Here is a 24,030-nt window from a genome sequence, read left to right as displayed (position 1 = left end):
GTTAGTAAACGAGCTTCGCAGGCGCAAAGTGTTCCGGTTCGTTGCCGGCTATCTTGCCGCGGCGTGGATAAGTTTCGAGGTGGTCGCCGGTATCGAGGGTGCGGCCGGACTGCCCGGCTGGTCCGACAGTGTCGCCCTGATCATCCTCGTCGCCCTGTTTCCAGTCATTGTCTTCGGGGCCTGGACCTTCGAGTTAACGCCGGAGGGTCTGCGCCGCACACCGAGCAGGGATTGGGACGAGGCCGAGGCACCTCCGCCCGTCCGGCCGCTCGATTTTGCGGTCATGGGATTGATCGTCGTGTTCGCCGGATTGCTGGCCTGGCAACCGGTCAGCCGCACCATCCGCACTGGCGCACCGCCGCTGGCGTCCGGCGACGCTGTGAATATTGTCAGCCCCGCTGACGCGGAACCCGAGCCTCCGGCCAATGCCGAACCGCCGGAATTGACCGTTGCCGTACTGCCGTTTCTTACCATGAGTGACAGCGAGCAGGACGGCTATTTTGCAGACGGGCTGACAGAGGAAATTCTCAATTCGCTGGCCGCGGTACCGGAGCTGCGCGTGACCTCGCGGACGTCCGCTTTCCAGTTTCGCGGCGAGGACCTGCCGCCGATTCCCGAAATCGCCGCCAGCCTCGGCGTCGCCCATGTCCTGGAAGGCTCGGTGCGCCGCGCCGGCGACCGCGTCCGCGTCACAGCCCAGCTCATCCGAGCGGCGGATGACACCCATCTCTGGTCAGAAACCTATGACCGGGATTTCGAGGATGTATTTGCCATCCAGGAAGAGATTGCAACCAGCGTCGCCGAGATCCTGGAAGTCGTTCTGAGTGAAACCAGCCGCCGCCGCATGCGCAATTCCGGCACCCGCAATGTCGAAGCCTACATCGCCTTCCAGCAGGGAAAGGAATTGTGGGACCGCAGCCATCAGGGCGAGGACGAGCGCGGGCTGCTGGAGCGTGCCGATGCCTATTTCGAGACGGCCATTTCGCTGGCACCGGATTATTCCGAGGCCTATCTTCTGCAGAGCGACTGGTATGCCCACCAGATCAGCGAGCCGGAACTGACCGGCGATGACGCCGTCGATGCGGAGCGCCGCGAGACCGCGCGGGCGCGCCAGGCCGAACTGCTCGAACGCGCATGGGAGACCTCGGCGACCGATACGCGGCGTGCCATTGTCGAGGCCAACCAGATCTTGTTTTCCGATGACTGGACCGACGCGCGCGGCGCCATCGAGGACGCCATCACCTCGCGCGAGTGCGCACATGACAACTGGCTGCAGGATTTCGTGACGATCTACGACAATCCGCAGCACAGGCTGGCCTACACCCAGCGTCAGGTCGACTGCGACCCGCTCAATCCGGAAGCCCGATTGATGCATGGCCAGGCGCTGATCGTCGCAGGTGATTACGAGGCTGCGCTGGACTGGGCGGACGATCTCGCGGCTCGCGAGCTCGATTACGAAGCCGAAGTCATACGCTTCGACGCGCTGCTCGGACTCGGCCGGCTCGACGAAGCCGAAGCTTTTCTGCAGCCTCACTGGGAATATGAGCGCCTGCGGCTGGCGGCAATGCGGGGTAGTGACGCCGCCGAAACCGTGATCCGGCCGTTTGCGACCGAGGAAAATGCGGGGTGGTTCGAATTGATGATGTTCGCTTACCTCGGAGAGCGGGACACCGCGAATGCCATCGCCGCACAAATCGATGCCAGGCCCTACGGCTATCTGGACCTGATCACCGTTATCGAGTCCTGCCGCTGCGGAGCCCCCTTCGACCTGGAAGCGGTCGAGGATTTCGCGGCCCGTTTCACGCAATCGACCTTCGCCTGGCCGCCGCAAGGCGATCTCGGCTTTCCTTTGGTCGCGGAGGCTAGCCCATGAACCAGTTGATACGCGAGCTTCAGCGCCGGAATGTGATCCGCGTGGCCGCTGCCTATCTGGTTGTTGGTTGGATCGTGATGCAGATTGTTGATGTCATCGGCGGCGCTGCGCGGCTGCCGGACTGGGCGGACGCTTTCGCCCTGATCGTGCTGATCGTCGCATTCCCGGTCATCATCTTCATCGCCTGGGCCTTCGAGTTGACACCGGAAGGCATGAAGAGAACCGACGACGTCCCGGAACATGAGAGCCAGACTGCGCGCACCGGTGCCTCGCTCAATATTGCGATCATCGCAGGCCTGGCCATTGTCGTCGCCCTGCTGGCCTGGCAACAATTTGCGCCCGGCGCCGGGGATGACGACGCGCCGTTGCGGGCTGCGGTCAGTACGACTGATGAAACCACCACACCTCGGACGGAGCCCGGTGAGTCGGCTGTCGAGACTCCCGCGCGGTCGGTCGCCGTACTGCCGTTTCTGGCCTTCAGCGCGGAGGACGAGCATCGCTACTTTGCCGACGGGCTGACCGAGGAAATCCTTAATTCGCTGGCCTACATTCCGGACCTGATCGTGACCTCGCGCACGTCGTCCTTCCAGTTCAGGGGCGAAAACATGCCGTCCGTGCCGGAGATCGCGGCACAGCTTGGTGTGGCCCATATCCTTGAAGGCTCTGTCCGCCAGTCCGGCGGTCAGTACCGGGTCACGGCGCAGCTCATTCGTGCCGCCGACGACGCGCATCTCTGGTCCCAGACCTATGACCGGTCGATGGAAGATGTCTTCGCGATCCAGGAAGAGATCGCCGAGAGTATTGCGGAAGTGCTGGGCGTGGCGCTCGATGGTGATGCGCGAGAGCGCATGGCGCAATCGGGTACCACGAACATGGAAGCCTTTGTCGCTTATCAACACGGCCGGGAATTGTTCCAACAGGCACACGGCGTCGAATTGAGGGATGCCACGCTGGAACAGGCCAATGAGAAATTTACGGAAGCCATCGCTCACGATCCCGGATTTGCCGCCGCCTATTACAGTTCCAGTGATCGCTTCGGCTATATTCTGTTGGACCAGTCGGACATCGGGAGTGAGTGGGATCAGGAGGCGCATGGTGAGGCCTTGACCGAGTATGCGCGGCTTCTTGATCTGGCCGAGTCCAATTCCAGCGATCCGGATTTCCGAAATTTTGCGCAGATCGATCGGCAGTATCTTTCCGAGGACTGGACAGGGGCCGGCATACTGCTTGACCGGGTTGATCTCGATGGCACGTGTCAGACGTCGATGTGGTTGCCGGAAATGGCAATCCTGTCGGACCGCGCAGCACAGATCGCGGACTTGCTGGAGAGATGGACGGCCTGTGATCCGCTAAGCGACACCACATGGACCACGGCGATGCGAACTCATATTGCCGCCGGCAATTATCAGGAAGCGTTGGAATTGGCAGAAATACTGGCAACACGCGCAACCCAGGCCGACGCTTTGGCGCTCGAGAGACTGAACCTGATGCTGGTGCTTGGCCGCGACGATGAGGTTCGGCAAATGCTGAACGCATTCAGCGCCCCGCCGGAGGCTATCGTGGCGGTGGAAGCGGTGATCTCTGCGCAGAATGGAGACACTGGAGGCGCGGAAGCCATATTGGAACAGCTTCTCGCCGCCGGCGGCGAGAACGTGAATCAAGGTGACCTGCTGATGTTCGCGGTCGCTTCGGGACAGCGGCATCTCAACAACGAATTCGCTGCGCGCATGGATGAGCGCCCATTCGGACACCACGATCTGCTGAGTTTGACACTGGTTTGCATGTGCGGAGCGCCCTGGGACCTCGAGGCGACCCCGAATTTCGCCGAGCGCATTGAAGAAGCCAATTTCAACTGGCCGCCGGCGGGTTCAGACCGCTTTCCCGCCAATCGCGACCTCGACTGACGGGATCAAGCTGAAATCGATGCCTGAAGACATGCCCCGGATGAAAATCCGATGAGCGCGATTGAACAGGCCATGGCGGCCTGCTAGCTGCCGGTGGTTTCGCGCTTCGCCCAGCCGCACGCCTGGCAGTCCAGCGAACCGTCGTTCAGGCGCGCCACGGTGAAATGGCCGCAATCCGGGCAGGGATCGCCGTCATAGCTCTCGGGCGGCAAGACGTCGGTGGCCGCTTCCGGACTGGCCTCGTCGGCCTCCGTTTTCGCCTTGCGCATGTCTGCCGTCAGCATGACGACATTGTCGGGCAGTTGTCCGCGCGAAAAGCCCTTTGACATGAATTTCACCGGGTCGTCCTGCAGGAATTTCTCGTGGGCGACGCCGCGCCCGATCCCGCCACTTGTGTCCGGTGTGACCTCGGACAGATCATCGCGGCCCAGATAGGATACCGCGAGTTCGCGGAACAGATAGTCCAGGATCGAAGTCGCATGCCGGATCGAGTCATTGCCGTCGACCTCGCCCGCCGGTTCGAACCGCGTGAACACGAAGGCATCGACGAATTCTTCCAGCGGCACGCCGTACTGCAGGGCGATCGAGATCGCGATCGCAAAATTGTTCATGAGTGACCGGAAGGCAGCACCTTCCTTGTGCATGTCGAGGAAGATCTCGCCGAGCTCGCCATTGTCGAATTCGCCGGTGTGAAGATAGATCTTGTGGCCGCCGACCGTGGCCTTCTGGATATAGCCCTTGCGCCGGTCGGGCAGCTTGCGCCGGGCGATCGGCTTTTCGACCACTTTTTCGATGATTTTCTCGACAATGCGCTCTTCGCCGGGCTCGATATCATCTCCGATCGTGTCGAGCAGGGCGGTCACGCCGGAAGCCGGCCTCATGATCCGCAGCTCGGGCAGTGCGGCCCTTCCGGCCTCGCGCATGAGACGCGCCACCTGGTCGGGCCCGGCATCGGCCGGCAGCGTCAGCGCGACGGAAACAGGTCCATCGATCACGGCGAGCAGGTCGGCGGCGAGGGCAATCACGGCTTCTGGGGCCGGTCGCGCAAACGCCGTCATCGCGCGCTTGTCGGACAAGCCGAGACCGAGCTTCTTGAGGCCGTCGATGACGCAATTCCGCATCTGACGCCCGGTCGCGGTTTCGATCAGAATGTCGTTGAGCGGCGCCAGGCCCGCGGAATCGGCTTCCATCAGGCGCGTCAGCACGCCCTCCGGCTCCAGACAGCCGACCTTGACGCGCTCGCCTGCCGCTTCACGCGCGGCTTCGGCCATGTCCCTGGCCAGCCGCCGCGCTTCGTCACTGTCATAGGCCAGCCCGCATTGCGCCAGGAGCGCTGCAAATCCGGTCAGCGAAAGCGTACCGGCGGGATCGGCTTTTCTTACCCGGCCGCGCAGCGCATGGCCCCACCGCGCTGCGAGCTGGCGAATAGCGGTCAGGTCGGCCCCGATGGCCGGCAGGTTGAGATGGATCACCGGCCCCGGCGCTTCGCGGGCGTCACCGAAGCGCAGGTCAGGTGCACCGAAGCTCCAGATCGACTGCGCAATGTCCTGCCACCATTGCCGGGCGTCAGCCTCCGTGCCGTCGTGGAACGCCCAGACGGCATCGTCCGCTTCGGCGGCAATCAGATCGGGCGAAACAACCAGTACCGGCGATTCGCCCGGCGACGAGACCTGTCGGCCGATCTCCGGTTCGTCGAACTCTCCCTGCCGCGCCAGCGCCAGCGCGTGCTCGATCGCTTCGTCGGGCGCGCCGTCCCGCCGGGCCGCCTGAAGGGCTTTCCTCAGGGCCGGGTTGAGTGCCGGATCGAGGCAATCCTCGGTTTCTCCGGCGCAATTCGCCACCGCGTCGCCAATGGCTTTCAACCGGTCGCGCAGCACCCGCGCGCCAACGTCTCCGATCGCGGCTTCCATGCGCGCAGTGCTGATATCATGCGCCAATGATCGCGCTTCGCCCGTGTCGGCGGGTACAACGCGCGGCGCGGGGTCATTTATCGGCGAGGGGAGGGCGTCACCATAGGCGATATCGGCACCGGCATGTGCCCACAAATGGGCATCGGGGAGCGCGGTCCGGGCGGCGAGATCAACCTGCAGCTCGGCCATAAGCCCATCGTTCTTGAGCGGCCGCGCAAAATGCAATGCGATCCGATGGATGATCTTTTCTGCATCGTGCTCTGGTGCGCGCGCCTCGCCTTTTACGATACGCGGGCGGAACACCGATGGGCCCTTGCTGCCCGGTTTCGCGCGCGTTTCGAGCGGCCGCGGCGTTGCGCAGATTTCAGCCAGCGCCATCACCGCACCAACATCCCATCGATCCGGCGCCCGGAAGCAGGTGGAATCGCCGCCATCGGGATCATCGAGCGTGAACGTCGCATACTTCATGGAAATGGGCTTCGCCATCTGTTCGCTCCCGCCGCGAGAATCACTTCGCACAGGCAAAATCATACGCCTCCGGGCATCACTGCCCAACGCAGGCAGAGCGCACTGGACCAAACACATGTGGATAGGCATATTCCGCGCGAGTCTGCCCCGTTCGAAGGACCTCGCCATGCTCGGAAAATTGTTCGCCTGGTGGAATGACGCCACGCCCGGAACCTTCTTGACGCTTGCCATGAAAGGCGCGTCGAAGGTCGGCGAAGACGAATATGGCAACAAGTATTTTGAAGAAAAGAAAGCGACCGCGTCCGACGGTCGCAAGCGCCGCTATGTCATCTACAAGGGCTATGCCGACGCCAGCCGCGTTCCGATGGCCTGGCATGGCTGGCTGCATCATACCTATGCCGAGCCGCCCACTGGCGGGGAACCGCGCCATGTCTGGGAAAAGGAACACCAGCCGAACCTCACCGGCACAGTGCACGCCTACAAGCCGTCCGGCTCGCTGTCTCGCGGCGGCCACCGGCAATCGGCCAGCGGCGATTATGAAAGCTGGACACCCGAGGGTTGATCGCTCTCGACGGAACCGATGCAGCGCGGCATCATGAGGTCATGACTTTGATCCGGCGTTTTCTTCTTTGCGTTCTGATGGCTATGCCGCTTGCCACCGCGTCGGCGCAGGATGGGAGCCTTTCCAGTCGTCCGGGCAATGTCCTGGTGATGCGCGGCCTAGACAAGGTGACAGCCCGCACCGAGGACTTTGAAATCCGCATCGGTGAGGAATTCCGTTTCGGTTCGCTGACGATATTGCCGCGCTATTGCCGCAGGCGGCCGCCTGAAGAAACACCAGAAGTCTTTGTTTTCGTCGAGATATTCGATCATCGCCAGGACGATAACGGAGTGATCGAGGAAGGCGGCACCCGCGTCTTCTCAGGCTGGATGTTTGCGTCAAACCCGGCGCTCAATCCGCTTGAACACGCCGTCTACGACGTCTGGCCGATTGACTGCAGAACGTAGGCGCCGTCCGCCTCTTCCGGCAGTTTGTGGAAATCAGCCTCTAGCACGACCGCTTGCGCCAGCCGTGCATGATAGATTTCGGCCGGCACTTCCTCGGCACCGAACTGGCTGAGATGATCGGTCATGAACTGGGCATCGAGCAGCGTGAAGCCGCCGGTTTTCAGGCGCGCGACGAGATGTACAAGTGCCACTTTTGACGCATCCGTCGCGCGCGAGAACATGCTCTCGCCGAAGAAAGCCCCGCCGAGCGACACACCATACAGGCCGCCGACCAGATCATCCCCGTTCCGGCATTCGATCGAATGCGCATGTCCCATCTCGAACAGCTCGCCATACAGCCAGCGGATCGGCCGGTTGATCCAGGTGTTCTCGCGATCCGGGGCTGGCGCGGCGCAGAGTTCGACGACCTGATGGAAATCCCGGTTGATCGTGATGGTGAACCGGTCCTGGCGCACCGTCCGGCGCAGCCGCCGCGGCACGTGGAATCCTTCCAACGGAATGTTCGCCCGGACCGGCGGGTCGACGAGGTAAAGAGACGGATCGTCCGCCGAATCCGCCATCGGAAAGACACCGCTGCGGTAGCAATCGAGGAGATCGGCCGGCCCAAAGCCCGGCATCGCCTAGTCCTTCGCGCGGTCAGCCAGCCAGCTTTCCAGCCAGCGGATGTGATAGTCGCCGGAAAGAAAGGCTTCCTCCTCCAGCAGCGCAAGGTGGAGCGGGATGGTCGTCTTGATGCCGCCGATCACCATTTCCTGCAACGAGCGCTTGAGCCGCAGCAGCGTCTCCTCGCGCGTCTTGCCGGACACGATCAGCTTGCCGATGAGACTGTCATAATAGGGCGGGATGGAATAACCGGCATAGAGCCCGCTATCGAGCCGCACGCCGAGGCCGCCGGGGGCGTGGAACTCGGTCACCTTGCCCGGCGAAGGCGCGAAGGTTTCCGGGTCTTCGGCATTGATACGGCACTCAATCGCCCAGCCTTCGAAGGAGATGTCGTCCTGCGTGTAGCCGAGCTTCTCGCCGGCCGCGATGCGGATCTGCTCGCGCACCAGGTCGAGCCCGGTGATTGCTTCGGTGACCGGGTGCTCGACCTGCAAGCGTGTATTCATTTCGATGAAGTAAAATTCACCGTTCTCATAGAGATATTCAACGGTTCCGGCGCCGCGATAGCCGATCGCCGAGACCGCATCGCGGGTGATCCGGCCGATCTTCTCACGCGCCTCCGCATCGAGCGCAGGCGAGGGGGCTTCCTCGAGCACTTTCTGGTGCCGCCGCTGCAACGAGCAATCACGCTCGCCCAGGTGCACCACATTGCCGTGCTGGTCGGCCAGTACCTGGATCTCGATATGGCGCGGCTGACCCAAATATTTTTCGAGATAGACCGCGCCGTCACCGAATGCGGCCTCGGCTTCGCGCGAGGCGGTCTCGACGGCTTCACGGAAATCTTCCGGGGTATCCGCGACTTTCATGCCGCGGCCACCACCGCCGGCGGCAGCTTTCACGAGCACCGGAAAGCCGATCTCGGCAGCAATCTTGGCAGCTTCGTCGATATCGGAAATGCCGCCGTCAGAGCCGGGAACCACCGGAATGCCGGCATCTTTCACCGCCTGTTTGGCTGTGATCTTGTCGCCCATCAGCCGGATATGATCCGCGGTCGGGCCGATGAAGACGAGGTCGTGTGCCTCGACGATTTCCGCGAAGCGGGCGTTTTCCGACAGGAAGCCGTATCCCGGATGGATCGCCTGTGCGCCGGTGATCTCGCACGCTGCGATGATCTGCGGGATTTTCAGATAGGATTGATTGGCCGGGTTCGGCCCCACGCAAACGCTCTCATCGGCGAGCTTGACGTGCATGGCGTCGCGGTCGGCTTCCGAATGGATGGCGACTGTCTTGATGCCCATCTCGCGGCAGGCGCGGTGAACCCGGAGCGCAATTTCGCCGCGATTGGCGATGAGGATTTTGTCAAACATCTCGTTGTGCCGGTCAGTCGATGACAAACAGCGGTTCGCCGAATTCCACCGGCTGGCCGTCTTCGACCAGCATGGCAGACAGCTTTCCGGATTTCGGGGCCGTGATCGGGTTGAAGGTCTTCATCGCTTCGACAAGCAGAATGGTGTCGCCTTCCTTCACCGGTCCACCGACCTTGGCGAACGCATCGGCGTCCGGATTGGGCCGCAAATAGACCGTCCCGACCATCGGTGAAGGCGTTGCATTTGCCGGGGCATCATTGCCGGCCGTGGCTGGAGCAGCGGTTGTTGCGGCCGGAGCGGGCGCGGCAGCCGCCGCAGGGGCAGCCGCCGGCATTGCGGCCACTTGTTGAACCGGTGCGGCCTGTATGGTGCGCGCCACGCGCAAGCGGAGTTCACCGCGTTCGACCTCGATTTCGGTCAATTCCGTTTCGCGGAGGATCTCGGCGAGTTCGCGCACGAGCTTCGGATCGAAAGCGGATTCTTTCCTTGCACCGGACTTCGATGACGTGGCCATTCTTGTATTGCCCCTTTGATCGCGGATTCGAGCGTGTTCTAGATCAGCTTGGCGGCAATCGCCACCGCTTCGGCATATCCCGCGGCCCCTTTGCCGGAGATGGTTTGCGTCGCAACGAGGCCGACATAGGATTCATGCCGAAAAGCCTCTCTCGACTTGGGATCACTGATATGCACTTCGATGACAGGTATGGAAACCGTCTTTAAAGCGTCATGTAAAGCGATGGATGTATGCGTATACGCAGCCGGATTGATGATGATCGCCGCAAAGCCGTTGCGCGCTTCCTGGACCCAGTCGATCAGCGCGCCCTCGTGATTGGACTGACGAAAATCGATGGTCAGCCCGTGAGCGCTGGCCGCCTTCGCGCACAGCGCCTCGATATCGGCCAGGGTTTCATGGCCGTAGATTTCCGGCTCACGGGTCCCGAGCAGGTTGAGATTGGGTCCGTTGAGGATCATCAGCGTGGATGCCATGTGCGCCTTGCCCCTTGACGTGAAGGCCGGGTTCTACGACCTCCAGACAGGACATTACAAGCAGGCGAGGCCGCTGGCGTGAAACTGACGATCAATGGCGAGATGCGGGAATACGCTGATGGTCTGACCATATCCGGCCTTGTGACGGCGCTCGGCCTGCATCCCAGGAAGGTCGCGGTCGAGCGCAATCTGGAAGTCGTGCCGAAATCCCTGCATCCGGAAACGGTGCTCGCCGACGGCGACAAAATCGAGATCGTGCAGTTCGTGGGCGGAGGATAGATCATGCAGGATAAACCGCTTGTAGTCGCCGGCCGCGAGCTCAATTCGCGCCTCATCATCGGCACCGGCAAGTATGAAACATACGAGCAGAACGCGCGCGCGCTGGAAGCTTCTGGTGCCGAGATGATCACCGTCGCCGTGCGGCGCGTGAACCTCACCGATCCAGACCAGCCACGCCTCGTTGATTTCATCGACCCGGAGAAATACGTCTTCCTGCCCAACACGGCGGGATGCTTCACCGGCGAAGACGCGGTGCGCACATTGCGCCTGGCGCGCGAGGCGGGTGGCTGGGACCTGGTGAAGCTCGAAGTCCTGTCGGATCCCAAGCATCTCTATCCCGACATGGAAGAAACGCTGCGCGCGGCGGAAATGCTGATCGGCGACGGTTTTCAGGTCATGGTCTATTGCTCGGACGACCCGGTCTACGCCAAGAAGCTGGAAGCGGCCGGATGTTGCGCCATCATGCCGCTTGGCGCGCCCATCGGCTCCGGGCTCGGAATCCAGAACCCGGTGAACATTCGTCTCATCATCGAGGAGGCCAATGTGCCGGTCATTGTCGATGCCGGGGTCGGCACGGCGTCCGATGCCGCCGAGGCCATGGAACTGGGCTGTGATGGCGTGCTGATGAACACGGCGATCGCCGAGGCCAGGGATCCGGTGCGCATGGCAAGCGCCATGAAGCATGCGGTCATTGCCGGACGTGAGGCCTATCTCGCCGGGCGCATGCCCAAGAAGCGCTATGCCGATCCCTCAAGCCCGCTAAGCGGATTGATCTAGGCTTTCCTGCCGCCGAAATGAGGTTGAGCCTATCCGCGATTGGCGGCAGGCCATTTGCGGTGAATGGTGAGAAACCTACTCGCCGCTGCCCGATTGGGCTTCGTAGACACGGGCCAGCGCATTCGCCAGCGTCTGGTCCAGCGCGTCACGGTTGGCGCCCGAAATCGGCCGGCCATTGATGATGAAGAAGGGCGTGCCGTCGGCACCGATGGCGCGACCCAGCGCGTAGACCTGCTCGATGTGCGCCTGGATCTCCGGATCTTCCATGTCCGCCTGCATCTCGTCGACATCCGCCCCGGCCAGCCGTGCGAAATTCTCGATCCGGCCGGCAGGCAGCGGGCCGCTCGACTGGATCATCGCCGTGTGGAAACGCCAGTAGACGTCGTCGCCCTGGCGCAGCACAGCCAGTGCAGCGCGCGCGGCCTCACGCGATTCCGGTCCGAGGATTGGATACTCCTTGAATACGAAGCGGATATGCTCGCCATAGGCTTCGCGGGCCTCATTGACCCATTCCGAGGCGATCCGGCAATAGCCGCACTTGTAGTCCATGAATTCGACGATCACGATTGGCGCATCGTCATCACCGAATGACGGGTCGCGCTCATCGTTATAGATGAGGTCGCCGTTTGACTGGATGGCGCTTATCATGGCGGCGCTTTCGCGCTGACGGGCGCGGCGCTGCAATTCGATCAGCGCTTCCTCGATGATTTCGGGGTTTTCGAGAATGTAATCGCCGACCAGTTCGCGAATTTCATCACGCTGAGCCGGGGTGAGGACATCGTCATCAGCGTGTGCCGACGCGGACAAAAAGACCAGCACGGCAAAAAAACCGGTCAGAGCGGCAAAAAACGCTTTCATGGACAAGCCCCTTAGAATTTCCGCTCTCATTTAACGGCTGCGATCACAACTGCCAATGACATTGCTGTTACTGCACCCGCTCGCGGCGCGGACGCCGGGCTTCGTCGGGACTCATGCTGGCCTGGGCAACCGCCATCAGCTCACCGGCACGAAACCAGTCGACCGAACCAGCTTCCAGCTGTGGCCGGGCGCGAGCGGCAAACTGCATGGCGCGGCCATTGTCACCCAGCGAGAAAGCCTGTTCGGCGATTGCGAGTTGCGCGCGCGGCGTATCGCCATTGCGTTCATGGACGATCGACAGCTGATACCAGGCGAAACTGTTGTCGGGCTCGATATCGAGCGCGACCCGCAAATGCTGGCCCGCGGCGTCGAGGTGTTGCGGATCTTCCGAGGCGATCATCGACATCGCAAGATTGACGCGGAGCAGCGGCGCCTGAGGCATCAGATCGACCGACCGTTGGTGATAGTCGATCGATTCATCGGCAAAGCCGCTTTCAAACAGCATCTGGCCGTAGAGCTCCTGGAAGAAGGGATTGTCGGGCTCCTCTTCGATCAGCGATTCGATTTCGCGCCGCGCCTGCGGCATCTGCGCATCGCGATAATAGGCCACGGCCCGCGCATAGCGCGCTGGCAGGCTCTGGTCGGTAACGGGGTAGCGGTAGAAAACGTGGCCGGGCTCCGCCATGAAGCCGTAAATCTTGGCCTGCAGGCGTTCCAGGCGTTCGACTTCCTCGGCGTCCGGCTCGGCGTCGATAAATGGCGAGGTCGCGACGCTTTCGCGCAGCGAGGTGACACGAGCCGACGATAGCGGGTGAGTCTGGAAATACGGGAAGCGCCGTGCCGGGCTGAACGCTTCCTGGTAGCGGAAGCGTTCGAAAAACTGCATCAGGCCGGCCGGCGAGGTTTCCGTCGCCTCCAGGAAACGCAGCGCCGCCTGATCGGCGGACGATTCCTGGGTGCGCGTATAAGTGAAGAATTGCAGCGCGCCGAATTGCTGGCTTGACGCCATCAGTGCAGCCCCGGCCTGTCCTTCGCCGGCCAGCGCGGCGATCACGCCGAGGCCGAGCGTGGCAAACATCGGGATCGCAGCCTGGTTCATCGCCTCGCCGGTGCGCGCGAGGTGGGCCCCGGCTATGTGACCGGTCTCGTGGGCGAGCACGCCTTGCACCTGCAGCGGGTTTTCCGCTTCGAGCAACATTCCCGTGTGAATGAAGATGTTCTGCCCGTTGGTGACGAACGCATTGATCGACGGATCAGCGACGATGTAGAGGCCGACATCGCTCGGCACCAATCCCGCGGCTTCAAGGAACGGGTCGGTGTAGTCGCGAAGCATGATCTCGATCTCGGTATCCCGGATCAGCGATTGCGCAGCGGCGGGCGCTGCCGTGATCAGCATCGAGACGGAAAGCGAAATCAGAGCGAAAAGGGCACGCATGAACTATTCCTTCGACCAGCCCCCGCTGAAGTTTAGCCTATCACAGCAAACGGGCGGGCCAAGCCCGACCCGTTGCTGCAATCTGCAGGACGGCTAGTTGCCAAACAGTTTCGACCCGCGTTGCCACCAGCCGGTGCGCTTCTGCTTGTCGTCGGTTTTTTTGTCCGTGTCGGACGACGTTGGCGCTGCCGCGTCGCTTTTCTCGGCCCGTTTGCGCGGGGCGCGCTTGGGCTTGGGTTTCTCTTCGGCATCGGCAGGCGTTTCCGCCTCGGCTGTATCAGCGTTCTCCGGCGCGTCCGCTTTGGTCGCCTTCTTGCGCGGCGTGCGCTTGCGTTTCGGCTTTTCGTCTGCCGCCGGTGATGCCGCCTCGTCGGTTGCCGCCTTCTTGCGTGGCGCGCGTTTCCGCTTCGGTTTTTCCTCGGACGGAGCTTCGGAATCCGAACCGTCGGCTTGAACCTCGGCGATGTCCTCGGCCGGGCTTTGAACTTCGGCCTGGGGTTCCGCTTTCTTACGGCGGGTGCGGCGTTTGGGTTTGACCGGTTCGGTATCGGCGACGGGCAGGTCTTCCGCGATGTCCGCCGGATCGATAACCTTCAGCACGTCGGCAGCCGTATCGGCTTCGTCGGACGCGCCAACACCAGACGTATCGTCCTGGCTCTCAGCGTTATTGGCGTTTTCGGCTGTTTCCGTTGACCGGTTGCGGCGGCGACCCCGGCCGCCCCTGCGGCCGCGCCGGCGGCGCTTGCGCGGCGCGCCATCCTCGTCCTCGGAGTCAGCGGTGGTCTCGGGTTTGCTTTCTCCGGCTTCTTGCGTGGCGGTTTCGTCAGCCGATTCCTCGGTCGAGTTCTCGGTCTCGTCATCCGTCTTGCGGCGACGCCGGCGCCGGCGCCGGCTTGAGCCACCACCCTCGTCAGACACGGGTTTCCCTTCGGTCGGAGCCGGAGCGGCGGGCGCAACGCCCTTGCTGTCATTTCCGTCCGCATCCTTGCGCGTTTCGATCACCTCGACGCGGAGATCGGGCGGAATGAGATCGGCATCCGCCGAAACCAGGATCCGGAAATCGTATCTCTGTTCAAGCGACAAGACGTGGTCGCGTTTTTCATTGAGCAGGTAGAGTGCCACATCGGTCGGCAAATCGATCCGCACCCTGGCCGCACGCTTGCGCGCGCCTTCCTCTTCCAGCGCCCGCAAGGCGACAAGGGCACTCGATTGCGCGGTGCGAAGATACCCTTTGCCCCCGCAATGCGGGCAGGTCTTGGTCGATCCCTCCAGGATCGAGGTCCGGCGGCGCTGACGCGAGATTTCCATCAGGCCGAACTGCGAGATGCGGCCCATCTGCAGACGCGCGCGATCCTTCTTCAATGCGTCCTTCATCCGCTTCTCGACCGCGCGGATATTGCGGTTCTCTTCCATGTCGATGAAATCGATCACCAGCAGGCCGGCGAGATCGCGCAGCCGCATCTGGCGCGCGGCTTCATCGGCCGCTTCCAGGTTTGTCTTCAGCGCCGTGTCCTCGATATTCCGTTCGCGTGTCGAACGGCCCGAATTGACATCGATCGCGACCAGCGCCTCGGTCTGGTGAATGACGAGGTAACCACCCGATTTCAGAGGTGTTTCAGCGTTGTAGGCGGCTTCGAGCTGATCCTCGACATGATGCCGGACAAAGAGCGGCATCGGTTCCTTGTATTGCTGGACCTTCGAGGCGTGCGACGGCATCAGCAATTTCATGAAAGTCTTGGCGTCCTTGTAGCCCGTCTCGCCTTCGACAAGCACGACCTCGACATCGCGGTCATACATGTCGCGGATGGCGCGGCGGACAAGGTCGCCCTCTTCATAGACGAGGCTCGGTGCGACGGATTCCAGCGTCTTGGCACGGATATCGTCCCAGACGCGGCGCAAATAATCATGGTCGCGGCGGATTTCCGCCTTGGTGCGGGTTGCACCGGCGGTCCGGACGATCAGCCCCATGCCGGTCGGCAGGTCGAGGTCGGAGACGATTTCCTTGAGGCGCTTGCGGTCGGCACCATTGGCGATCTTGCGGGAGATCCCGCCACCGCGCGGCGTATTGGGCATCAGCACGCAATAACGACCGGCGAGCGAGAGATAGGTTGTCAGCGCCGCGCCCTTGTTGCCACGTTCTTCCTTGGCGACCTGCACCAGCAGGACCTGGCGGCGCTTGATGACTTCCTGGATCTTGTATTTGCGGAAGAATTGGCGGCGCTTTCGGGCAACGGCCTCGACTTCGGCATCGGTATCATCGTCGTCGTTTTCACCATCCTCGTCACTGTCCGATTCCTCGGATTCGACGACAGCTTCCTCGACGGCCTTTTCTTCCTCGGCTTGCAGCGCGAGGCGATCCTCATGCGGGATTTGATAATAGTCGGGGTGGATTTCGTTGAAGGCGAGAAAGCCGTGGCGGTTACCGCCATACTCGACGAACGCCGCTTGCAGCGACGGTTCGACCCGGGTGACTTTCGCCAGATAGATGTTTCCGCGTATTGGTTTTTTCGACGCGGATTCGAAATCAAACTCCTCGACGCGGCTTCCTTCGACGATGGCGACACGAGTCTCTTCCGAGTGACTCGCATCGATCAGCATTTTCCTGGACATGCAAATTGGCTCCTGCGCGCGTCCATATGGGACGCAGCGGCGCGGCGCGGCAGACAGGCCCGTCTGTGATTCTATTCTGGGACTGGAAATATGGCGCGACGCGCATGTTAAACTTTCCTGGTGCGAGATTGGTCAAATGGACCAAATCGCGGCGGTTCGGGTCGCGGGCCGGCACGGGGGCGCGGGCTCGCTGATGAGATGCGTTTTGGCGGCAAACCGCCTCGGCGCGCTCCGGACCAAGGACCTCGGCCGGGCGGCGCATGCGCCTCGCCCTCCGGAACGCTTGGCAACATGCCCCAAAGCGTGTCGATTTGAAAGTGCTTGTTCAGCAAGCGGGAATTCGGCTGGGCGTCAACCAAACGTCAATGCAAAGCAGGTAAGAATGAAAAAAAGCCGTGCACCGAATCACGGCGTACGCGATGGTGGGATTATGGGCAGAATGGCCGCATTCCTGATTTCAGCACTGATTGCGGGGCTGGCCGCTGCAGCGCCAGCCTTGGCGCTGGATGCATCGGAAATCCGGCAGGTCCGGTTTGGCGGCGGCGAGGACGAGACGCGTGTCGTCATTGAAGTCTCCAGCGATCTCGAATTTCGCGCCTTCACGGTTTCGGATCCGACCATGCGCCTGGTCCTCGATATTCCGCGCGCGGCTTGGTCGGTCGAAGGGCTGGATATGGGCGAAGGGCTAGGTTTCGGTCTGGTTGACGAATTTCGCTTTTTCGACCGCTCTGCCGATGCTTCCCGGCTCGTCTTCGAGCTCGAGAACCCGGCAGTCATTGTCAGCCAGTTCGGCATTCCGGCCAATGCCGACAATCCGCACCATCGCCTTGTAATCGACCTGCGTCGGGTGGAAACATCTGAATTCGAACAAGAATCCGGGTTTCCCGAACCCTCTGACCTCGGCCAGCTTATCGCCGAGCGGGGTGATGCCACCTTCGCCGAACCCGAGCGCGCACGCCGCATCATCGTCATCGATGCCGGTCATGGCGGGCACGATCCGGGCGCTTCGGCGAATGGCGTCACCGAAGAGAGCGTCAATCTTGCGGCCGCACTCGAATTGCGTCGCCGCCTGCTCGCCACGGGGCGCTATGACGTGATCATGACCCGCGAGAATGACAGCTATCTCACGCTGCAGCAGCGGGTGAATGTTGCCCGTGAAGCCAATGCCGACCTGTTCCTTTCGCTGCATGCCGACAGCGCCGGCGCCGGCTCTACAGCGCGCGGTGCCGCCGTCTACACATTGTCTGACAGTGGTGCCGGACGTGCCCAGCGCCTGCCGGAGAATGCCAGCGACTGGACACATGTATCCGGTGGTGCGCAGCCTCCTGTGGTGCGCAACATCCTGCTGTCTCTGTCATTGCGCGAAAAGCGCAACCGCTCGGCCGTTTTTGCGGAAATGGCACTGGAATCGATGTCGAGCGTCGGCCCGATCCTGAGCAATGGCCATCGTCAGCGCGGATTCTATGTGCTGCTCGATTCACAGGTGCCGGCCGTGCTCGTCGAGATGGGCTTCCTGACGAATCGCCAGGATGCGACCAATTTGAATTCAGCAGCTTTCCGCGGCCGCCTGATGCAATCGCTGGCCAACGCCATTGATGCCTATTTCGAGCGCGATGACGTGGCCGACGACAATCCGGTGCGCTCTGCGCAACTGACGCCCATACCGTGATGCGCGTGACGCGATAAACGGCTTTCGCTCGCGTCGCAGCTTCGCCATAATACCGCCCTTCGGCAAAGCCATGACACGGCGTCAAACGGAACCGGCATGAGAATTCTGACCTGGCGTAATTTCTTCCGGACAGTGATCTGGGGCGGCGGCACACTGATGGCCATCGGGCTGATCGGCCTGATCGTGCTGCTCGTCTATCTCGGCCGCTTGTCGCAGGACCTGCCGAGCATTGACGAACTGGCCGAATACGAGCCGCCGATCACCAGCCGTGTGCATGCCGGTGATGGCCGGCTGATCGCCGAATTCGCGCGTGAGCGCCGCGTTTTCGTGCCGATCGACCGCATCCAGCCCGATCTGGTCAATGCCTTCCTCGCCGCCGAGGACGCCAATTTCTACGAGCATGGCGGGCTGGATTTCGTCGGCATCATCCGCGCCACCATCAACAATGTCGGAAATGTGCTGCGTGATGACCGCCTCGAAGGCGCCTCGACCATCACCCAGCAGGTGGCGAAGAACTTTCTCCTGTCGTCGGAACAGCGCCTCGAGCGCAAGCTGCGCGAAATGCTGCTGGCCCGCCGCATCGAACGCGCTTTCGAGAAGAACGATATTCTCGAACTGTATCTCAACGAGATCTACTTTGGCCGGCGCTCCTACGGCGTTGCCGCGGCGGCAATGAATTATTTCGGCAAATCGCTCGCTGAACTCACCCTGTCGGAAAGCGCGTTCCTGGCGGCGGTGGTCAATGGCCCTGCGCGTTTCCATCCGATCCGCCACCCCGAACGCACGCTGAATCGCCGCAACTGGGTCCTGTCGCGCATGGCGGAAGAGGGCTTCATCACGCAGGAGGAAGCCGAGGCAGCTGCCGACGAGCCCCTGCGCGTGATTGATCGATTCCAGGGCGAGGAATATCTCGCCGCAGAGTATTTCGTCGAGGAGGCGCGCAGACAGCTCTTTGATACCTATGGCGAAGAGCAGCTCTACAATGGCGGCCTTTCAATTCGCACCACGCTCGATACGCAGCTCCAGCTCGCCGCCCGCGATGCCTTGCGGAACGGACTGGAAGCCTATGACCGGCGTCACGGCTATCGCGGCCCGCTCGGTGAAATCGAGGCGGGCGAGGACTGGCCTGAACGGCTGGCAGCTTTTGAGGGCGTGCCGGCCGACATCGATGCCGAATGGTTCCCTGCTGTCGTCCTCGAGGTGACCGCGGAGCATGTCCGCATCGGTTATCTGATTGAGCCAGAGGACGAACCCGGCGAAATCATCGATGTCCAACGCCAGGAGGAGATCGAGGAGGAGGTCGTCTCGGACCCGGCAGAGGGCCAGATCGCCCTGAGCGAGGTGGAATGGGCCCGCCAGGCACTGGAAGACGGTCTGATGGGGCCAGTTGTCGACACCCCGTCCGACGTCTTGTCGGTCGGCGATGTGATCCTCGCCGAAGCGCTGGTTGACGAAGACGGTGAAGCAGCGGGCTTTGGCTTGCGCCAGGTGCCTGCGGTCAATGGGGCATTGCTCGCTCTCGACCCGCACACCGGACGCGTCCTGGCCATGGCCGGCGGCTATTCCTTCCAGCAGAGCCAGTTCAACCGCGCTACCCAGGCCCGGCGTCAGCCCGGCTCGTCCTTCAAACCGTTCGTCTATGCAGCGGCGCTCGACAATGGCTACACACCGATCTCGATGATCCTCGATGCGCCTTTTGTGGCGTCCGGCGGTCCCGACCTGCGGTTCTACCGGCCACAGAACTATTCCGAACGATTCTACGGCATGTCGACCCTGCGTCTCGGCCTCGAATTGTCGCGCAACGTCATGACCGTCCGCCTTGCCCAGGAAATGGGCATGGAACCGATCGCCGACTATGGCGAGCGCTTCGGTATATATGATGACCTGGAACCTGTGCTGGCGATGTCGCTTGGCGCAGGAGAAACCACGCTTTGGCGCCTCGTCACGGCCTATGGCGCCCTGGTCAATGGCGGCGCGCGGATCGAGCCGACCATTCTCGACCGCGTTCAGGATCGCCACGGCGAAACGATCTATGTGCACGATCCGCGGGCGAGCGGGGACTATGATATCGAGGAATGGTCGCCATTACTGCCCGAGCCCGAAGTTCCCGAACTGGGCGAAGAAGTCGTGTCGCCGGTGACGGCCTACCAGATCGTGCACATCCTCGAAGGCGCAGTTCAGCGCGGTACGGGAACGGCGCTGCGCTCGCTCGGCCGCCCGCTCGCCGGCAAGACCGGCACGACGAATGATTTCCGCGATGCCTGGTTTGTCGGTTTCGGCCCTGACATCGTTGTGGGCGCCTATGTCGGTTTCGATACGCCCTATCAGATGGGTTCCGGCGAAGCCGGTGGCCGCGTCGCTGCACCGATCGTCCGCGATTTTCTCGAGGTCGCGCTGGACAATTATCCCGTTGCCCCTTTCCGCGTCCCGGAAGGCGTCAGCCTGGTTCCGATTGATGCCCGCACCGGCGAACCGTCAGTCCTCGGTCGACCCGGCACCATTCTCGAAGCATTCCAACCGGGATCCGAGCCCAGCCAGTCGTCGAGCAATGGTGAAACCGGACTGTCCTTCACCGGCGGCTCGGTCACCGGCAATGACGAGGGTGATACCGACGAGGATCTCGGCGGCATTTACTGACCCGTTCACCGGTGTTGCAGTGCCCGGCTTGATAGGCCGGCCGGGCGCGGCTATCCGGTGAGCCTTCACAAAGAGGCTTCGACATGCGCGCAGACATTCAGGCTCTGTCAGACGAAATCCAGCGGTCGGTCGGACTGCTGAGGAGGCGTCTTTGACTGGGATACAGCCGAAAAGAGATTTGATGAGCTGACGGCGCGGACGGAAGAGCCGTCCTTTTGGGACAATCCCCAGAAAGCCCAGTCCCTGATGCGCGAACGGAACCGGCTGGAATCTGCCATGAAGGCAATCCAGGAGCTGGATTCCGAGCTGGCCGACAATCTGGAGCTCGCCGAGCTGGCCGATGCCGACGACGACGAGGACCTTTTCGAAGAAGCCGTCAATGCGCTGAAACGCGCACGTGACAAGGCCGCTCGCGCCGAGCTGGAGGCGCTCCTGTCAGGGGAGGCCGACGGCAATGACAGCTATCTCGAGATTCACCCCGGGGCCGGCGGCACGGAGGCGGCCGACTGGGCCGCAATGCTGCAGCGCATGTATTCCCGATGGGCCAATGATCATCACTACAAGGTCGAGATCATCGAGGAACAGGCCGGCGATGAGGCCGGGATCAAGTCCTGCACGCTGCTGATCAAGGGCGAAAACGCCTATGGTTGGCTGAAGACAGAAGCCGGCGTCCATCGCCTGGTGCGCATTTCGCCTTTCGATTCCTCGGCCCGCCGCCACACCAGCTTTGCCAGCGTCTGGGCCTATCCGCTGGTCGACGACACGATCGAGGTCGATATTCCCGAGAGCGATGTTCGCGTCGACACCTATCGCGCGTCCGGGGCGGGCGGCCAGCACGTCAACAAGACGGACAGCGCCATTCGCCTGACCTACACGCCGCCGGGGGAGAGCGAAGCCATTGTCGTGCAGTGTCAGAATGACCGCTCCCAGCACAAGAACCGGGCTACGGCCTGGAACATGCTGCGCGCCCGGGTCTATGAGCTGGAGCTGCAAAAGCGTGAAGCCGCGGCCCAGGCCCAGGCGGATTCCAAGACGGAGATCGGCTGGGGCCGCCAGATCCGCTCCTACGTGTTGCAGCCCTACCAGATGGTCAAGGATCTGCGGACCAATGTGGAAACGTCCAACACGCAGGGCGTGCTTGACGGTGATCTGGACGAGTTCATGGCGGCAGCCCTTGCAGCACAGCTCGGCGAAGACACTAATGAAAACGCCGCCGACTAGGTGTCGACGGCGCTTCCCTTAAATCTATCGGCGGGTCGTTCAGGCCGAGGATTTGGCTTTCGGTAGATCCAGCGACGGGTTGCTGCTCGAACCGGTCGAGCTTGAACTGCTCGAACTCGCGCCGGTGTCGCTCTTGGGCGATGCCGGAGCGGACGACGCAGACGGGCTGCTCGCCGGCTTGGACGACTTGCCCGACGATGAGCTGTCGGCGACGGGATCGGACGAATGGCGGCAATGACCGTCGAAGAAGGCACCGCTTTCCATGGAAAGCGAGGAATGCACGATATCGCCTTCGATGCGGGCCGTCGCGGCGAGCTGCACCTGACGCGCGCGAATCGAGCCTTTGACGCGACCACGGACAATCACGTTCTCGGCGATCACTTCGCCTTCGACGGAAGCTTCTTCGCCGATGGTCAGCGAACCGGCACGGAGGTCGCCCTCGACCGTGCCATCCAGCTGGACTTCACCATCGGTAATGACCGAACCTTGCAGCACCACGTCTGCGCTGATGATGGAGGGGGCTTTGGATTTCATGGCGGACCTTTTGGCGGGTGGCGGGGGGGGAGCGCTGCTGGCGCTGTCGGGGGCGGTGTCTTTAGTTCTGTTGAACATACTGTCCGGCTCTCATAAAGCGTTCGGGGTCAAGCGTCTGACGATTGTTCCAGACCTCGTAGTGCAGGTGGGTGCTCGTGCTCCTGCCTGTGGAGCCCATACCGCCGATACGCTCGCCAGCATAGACCGTATCACCACGTCTGACATCAATCGAGTTGAGGTGACCATACCGGGTCATGAACCCGTATCCATGGTCGATCTCCACTGTACGACCATACCCTGCGCGCCAGCCGGCGTAAACGACGCGTCCCGGTCCTGCCGCCTGGATGGGAGCATTCCGGAAGGCTACGAAATCCTGGCCCGAATGATACGCCGGACGTCCCGTAAAGGGATCGATACGGGCCCCGTAATCGCTTGTTTCGCGGTGTTCCACGCCGATCGGGACATGCAGCGGCAGTGCCTGGACCGCGGCTTCGATTTCCCGTGCTTCAATCATCCGAGTGGCGATGCGAGCGACCCGCGCCGAAAACGCGTCATCCATGTCGAGCTCGGCACCGAATGCCGAACTGGCAATTGACAGGAACGGCCCGCCGCTTTCTTCGTTCTCGCGGTTCTCGGCCAGCACGTCATCCGGACGCAGCCCGGTGAGGCGCAACACAGCACGCAAATTCTCGAGCCGCGCTTCGGCGGCATCTTCGGCCTCGGCGAGAACGACGTCCTGTTGCTCGATCAAGGAGCTGACGCGGTCCGTCGGGGCGTTGGGATCGCCAAGGCTGAGCATGACATCGTCGCGAGCGCGGCGCGGTGTTGGATCCGCAGGCGCCGCCGCCATCAGCAAACGGCCATTCTCCAGTGCCGGAGACGGATCATAGTCATCGCCGTCAATGTCCTCGACCAATGCGATCAGCTGGCGCAACGTGTCGTGACGCGTACGGAACTCCTCGGCCGTGGATTCGAAATTCTCGACTTGTGACTCGAACAGCGCCTGCGTGGCGGCTTCATTTGCCATCGCCTCGTTCACCATGCGCGAGGATTCACGGCGCACGCGTTCCATTTCCGCTGTCTGCTGGGACATCTGGTATCCGTGCAGCGCCACGGAAATGGTGGTGAAGCACAGCCAGCCGGTCAACGCGATGGCTCCGCCCAGCGAACCGACCTGCAACGTTGTGGTCAGCTCGAAATAACGCACCTGACCTTCACTGCGATGGTAGATTTGCCGGTTGGGGAACCATTGCTCGGCAATGTCCCAAACCTTTTGAAAGACGCCAGAAATCATTCCGTCGGTCCGCACCCTGCACTGTTTCCGCCCAAACCGTCGGGCATAGGACACGAAACAGCCCGACTTATCAACATTTCGTTATGCAATGCGCGGGCCAGATAACAGATGAAAAATCAGCAAGAAAACTCACGCGCGGCGGCGAGGACTTCATCGGCATGACCCTTGATTTTGACCTTTGGCCAGATTTTCCGGATGACGCCCGCCGAATCAATCAGGAATGTGGCGCGCTGAATGCCCATGAATTCGCGGCCATACATCTTCTTCTCGACCCAAACACCATAGCCCTCTGTAACGGTGCCATCGACGTCGGCGCCAAGCGTCACGTTCAGATCGTGCTTGGCTTTGAAGTTGTCATGTTTCTTGACGCTGTCGCGGGAGATCCCGATCACCACGGCGCCGGCCTCTTCGAACGCGTCGGCACGGGACGAGAAATCGATCGCTTCGGTCGTACAACCGGGCGTATTGTCCTTCGGGTAGAAGTAGACCACGACGGTTTTGCCCTTGAGATCGGACAGCCGGACGGTCGCCCCGCCATCGGTCGGCAATTCGAATTGCGGAGCGGCCTGGCCTTCCGTCAATGTGGTCATGTTCGA

General features: G+C 62.0%; 20 protein-coding genes. 9 read left to right on the top strand and 11 right to left on the bottom strand.

Annotated features, from left to right (window positions below; translation table 11 throughout):
- The first annotated feature begins 28 nt into the window (after positions 1-28).
- Both ACOOFN_RS00945 and ACOOFN_RS00940 read left to right on the top strand, forming a co-directional pair.
- Positions 29-1,873, top strand: a complete 1,845-nt coding sequence (locus ACOOFN_RS00945) for a hypothetical protein (protein ID WP_420432755.1) — start codon at positions 29-31, stop codon at positions 1,871-1,873.
- Positions 1,870-3,777, top strand: a complete 1,908-nt coding sequence (locus ACOOFN_RS00940; RefSeq protein WP_420432753.1) for a hypothetical protein — start codon at positions 1,870-1,872, stop codon at positions 3,775-3,777. Before ACOOFN_RS00945 ends, ACOOFN_RS00940 begins: the two co-directional genes overlap by 4 nt.
- Before the next feature lie 83 nt (positions 3,778-3,860).
- Here the strand turns inward: ACOOFN_RS00940 and ACOOFN_RS00935 are convergent, their stop codons facing one another.
- Entirely contained in the window at positions 3,861-6,173 is a 2,313-nt protein-coding gene (locus ACOOFN_RS00935) for a hypothetical protein (protein ID WP_420432751.1), read from the bottom strand.
- A gap of 148 nt (positions 6,174-6,321) precedes the next feature.
- Between ACOOFN_RS00935 and ACOOFN_RS00930 the strand changes: the two genes are divergently transcribed.
- Together ACOOFN_RS00930 and ACOOFN_RS00925 are read left to right on the top strand one after the other, a co-directional pair.
- Complete coding sequence (locus ACOOFN_RS00930; protein ID WP_420432749.1) at positions 6,322-6,717, top strand: NADH:ubiquinone oxidoreductase subunit NDUFA12; 396 nt, start codon at positions 6,322-6,324, stop codon at positions 6,715-6,717.
- 77 nt (positions 6,718-6,794) lie between these two features.
- Entirely contained in the window at positions 6,795-7,163 is a 369-nt protein-coding gene (locus ACOOFN_RS00925) for a DUF2155 domain-containing protein (protein WP_420432747.1), read from the top strand.
- On the opposite strand, the gene aat is transcribed toward ACOOFN_RS00925, so the two are convergent.
- Genes aat through aroQ form a run of 4 tightly spaced genes read right to left on the bottom strand, consistent with a single transcriptional unit; the run spans position 7,130 to position 10,120 of the window.
- Complete coding sequence (gene aat, locus ACOOFN_RS00920; RefSeq protein WP_420432745.1) at positions 7,130-7,780, bottom strand: leucyl/phenylalanyl-tRNA--protein transferase; 651 nt, start codon at positions 7,778-7,780, stop codon at positions 7,130-7,132. The genes ACOOFN_RS00925 and aat overlap by 34 nt on opposite strands.
- 3 nt (positions 7,781-7,783) lie before the next feature.
- Positions 7,784-9,133, bottom strand: coding sequence for an acetyl-CoA carboxylase biotin carboxylase subunit (gene accC, locus ACOOFN_RS00915; protein WP_420432743.1), 1,350 nt, complete (start codon positions 9,131-9,133; stop codon positions 7,784-7,786).
- 13 nt (positions 9,134-9,146) lie between these two features.
- Entirely contained in the window at positions 9,147-9,647 is a 501-nt protein-coding gene (accB, locus tag ACOOFN_RS00910; protein ID WP_420432741.1) for an acetyl-CoA carboxylase biotin carboxyl carrier protein, read from the bottom strand.
- Between the two features lie 38 nt (positions 9,648-9,685).
- The gene (gene aroQ, locus ACOOFN_RS00905; protein WP_420432739.1) at positions 9,686-10,120 is read right to left on the bottom strand and encodes a type II 3-dehydroquinate dehydratase; all 435 of its coding nucleotides are present in this window, start codon (positions 10,118-10,120) and stop codon (positions 9,686-9,688) included.
- 78 nt (positions 10,121-10,198) lie between these two features.
- Here aroQ and thiS point away from each other — a divergent pair, with 78 nt between their 5' ends.
- Both thiS and ACOOFN_RS00895 read left to right on the top strand, forming a co-directional pair.
- Positions 10,199-10,399 (top strand): sulfur carrier protein ThiS, encoded by a 201-nt coding sequence (gene thiS / locus ACOOFN_RS00900; protein WP_420432737.1) that lies wholly within the window; start codon positions 10,199-10,201, stop codon positions 10,397-10,399.
- 3 nt (positions 10,400-10,402) lie between these two features.
- On the top strand, positions 10,403-11,176 hold the full coding sequence (locus tag ACOOFN_RS00895; protein WP_420432735.1) for a thiazole synthase: 774 nt from the start codon (positions 10,403-10,405) through the stop codon (positions 11,174-11,176).
- A gap of 75 nt (positions 11,177-11,251) precedes the next feature.
- Here the strand turns inward: ACOOFN_RS00895 and ACOOFN_RS00890 are convergent, their stop codons facing one another.
- The 3 genes from ACOOFN_RS00890 to ACOOFN_RS00880 form a co-directional block, all read right to left on the bottom strand.
- Positions 11,252-12,034 (bottom strand): thioredoxin domain-containing protein, encoded by a 783-nt coding sequence (locus tag ACOOFN_RS00890; protein ID WP_420432733.1) that lies wholly within the window; start codon positions 12,032-12,034, stop codon positions 11,252-11,254.
- 67 nt (positions 12,035-12,101) lie between these two features.
- Positions 12,102-13,469: a M48 family metalloprotease gene (locus tag ACOOFN_RS00885; protein WP_420432731.1), complete on the bottom strand. Its 1,368-nt coding sequence runs from the start codon at positions 13,467-13,469 to the stop codon at positions 12,102-12,104.
- Between the two features lie 93 nt (positions 13,470-13,562).
- Positions 13,563-16,079 (bottom strand): ribonuclease E/G, encoded by a 2,517-nt coding sequence (locus tag ACOOFN_RS00880; protein ID WP_420432729.1) that lies wholly within the window; start codon positions 16,077-16,079, stop codon positions 13,563-13,565.
- A 382-nt stretch (positions 16,080-16,461) separates the two neighbouring features.
- Between ACOOFN_RS00880 and ACOOFN_RS00875 the strand changes: the two genes are divergently transcribed.
- The 3 genes from ACOOFN_RS00875 to prfB all read left to right on the top strand — a co-directional run bounded on the left by ACOOFN_RS00875 (position 16,462) and on the right by prfB (position 21,606).
- A complete protein-coding gene (locus tag ACOOFN_RS00875) occupies positions 16,462-17,748 on the top strand; it encodes an N-acetylmuramoyl-L-alanine amidase (protein ID WP_420432727.1) in 1,287 nt (428 codons plus the stop codon).
- A gap of 96 nt (positions 17,749-17,844) precedes the next feature.
- Positions 17,845-20,385, top strand: a complete 2,541-nt coding sequence (locus ACOOFN_RS00870) for a penicillin-binding protein 1A (protein WP_420432725.1) — start codon at positions 17,845-17,847, stop codon at positions 20,383-20,385.
- A gap of 83 nt (positions 20,386-20,468) precedes the next feature.
- Positions 20,469-21,606 (top strand): peptide chain release factor 2 gene (prfB, locus tag ACOOFN_RS00865; protein ID WP_420432723.1). Its coding sequence is split into 2 segments (ribosomal slippage): positions 20,469-20,537 and positions 20,539-21,606, totalling 1,137 coding nucleotides; the frame shifts between segments, so codons are not numbered across the junction.
- A gap of 39 nt (positions 21,607-21,645) precedes the next feature.
- Here prfB and ACOOFN_RS00860 read toward each other — a convergent pair.
- The 3 genes from ACOOFN_RS00860 to bcp form a co-directional block, all read right to left on the bottom strand.
- Positions 21,646-22,140: a bactofilin family protein gene (locus ACOOFN_RS00860; RefSeq protein ID WP_420432721.1), complete on the bottom strand. Its 495-nt coding sequence runs from the start codon at positions 22,138-22,140 to the stop codon at positions 21,646-21,648.
- A 61-nt stretch (positions 22,141-22,201) separates the two neighbouring features.
- On the bottom strand, positions 22,202-23,434 hold the full coding sequence (locus ACOOFN_RS00855; protein ID WP_420432719.1) for a M23 family metallopeptidase: 1,233 nt from the start codon (positions 23,432-23,434) through the stop codon (positions 22,202-22,204).
- Positions 23,435-23,550: 116 nt separating this feature from the next.
- Positions 23,551-24,024 (bottom strand): thioredoxin-dependent thiol peroxidase, encoded by a 474-nt coding sequence (bcp, locus tag ACOOFN_RS00850; protein ID WP_420432717.1) that lies wholly within the window; start codon positions 24,022-24,024, stop codon positions 23,551-23,553.
- Between the last annotated feature and the right edge of the window lie 6 nt (positions 24,025-24,030).

This window comes from Hyphobacterium sp. (assembly GCF_965217055.1).
Taxonomy (GTDB): Bacteria; Pseudomonadota; Alphaproteobacteria; order Caulobacterales; family Maricaulaceae; genus Hyphobacterium.
The sequence above is the reverse complement of the archived record's forward strand: the minus strand, read 5'-3'. Positions and strand labels throughout refer to the sequence as shown.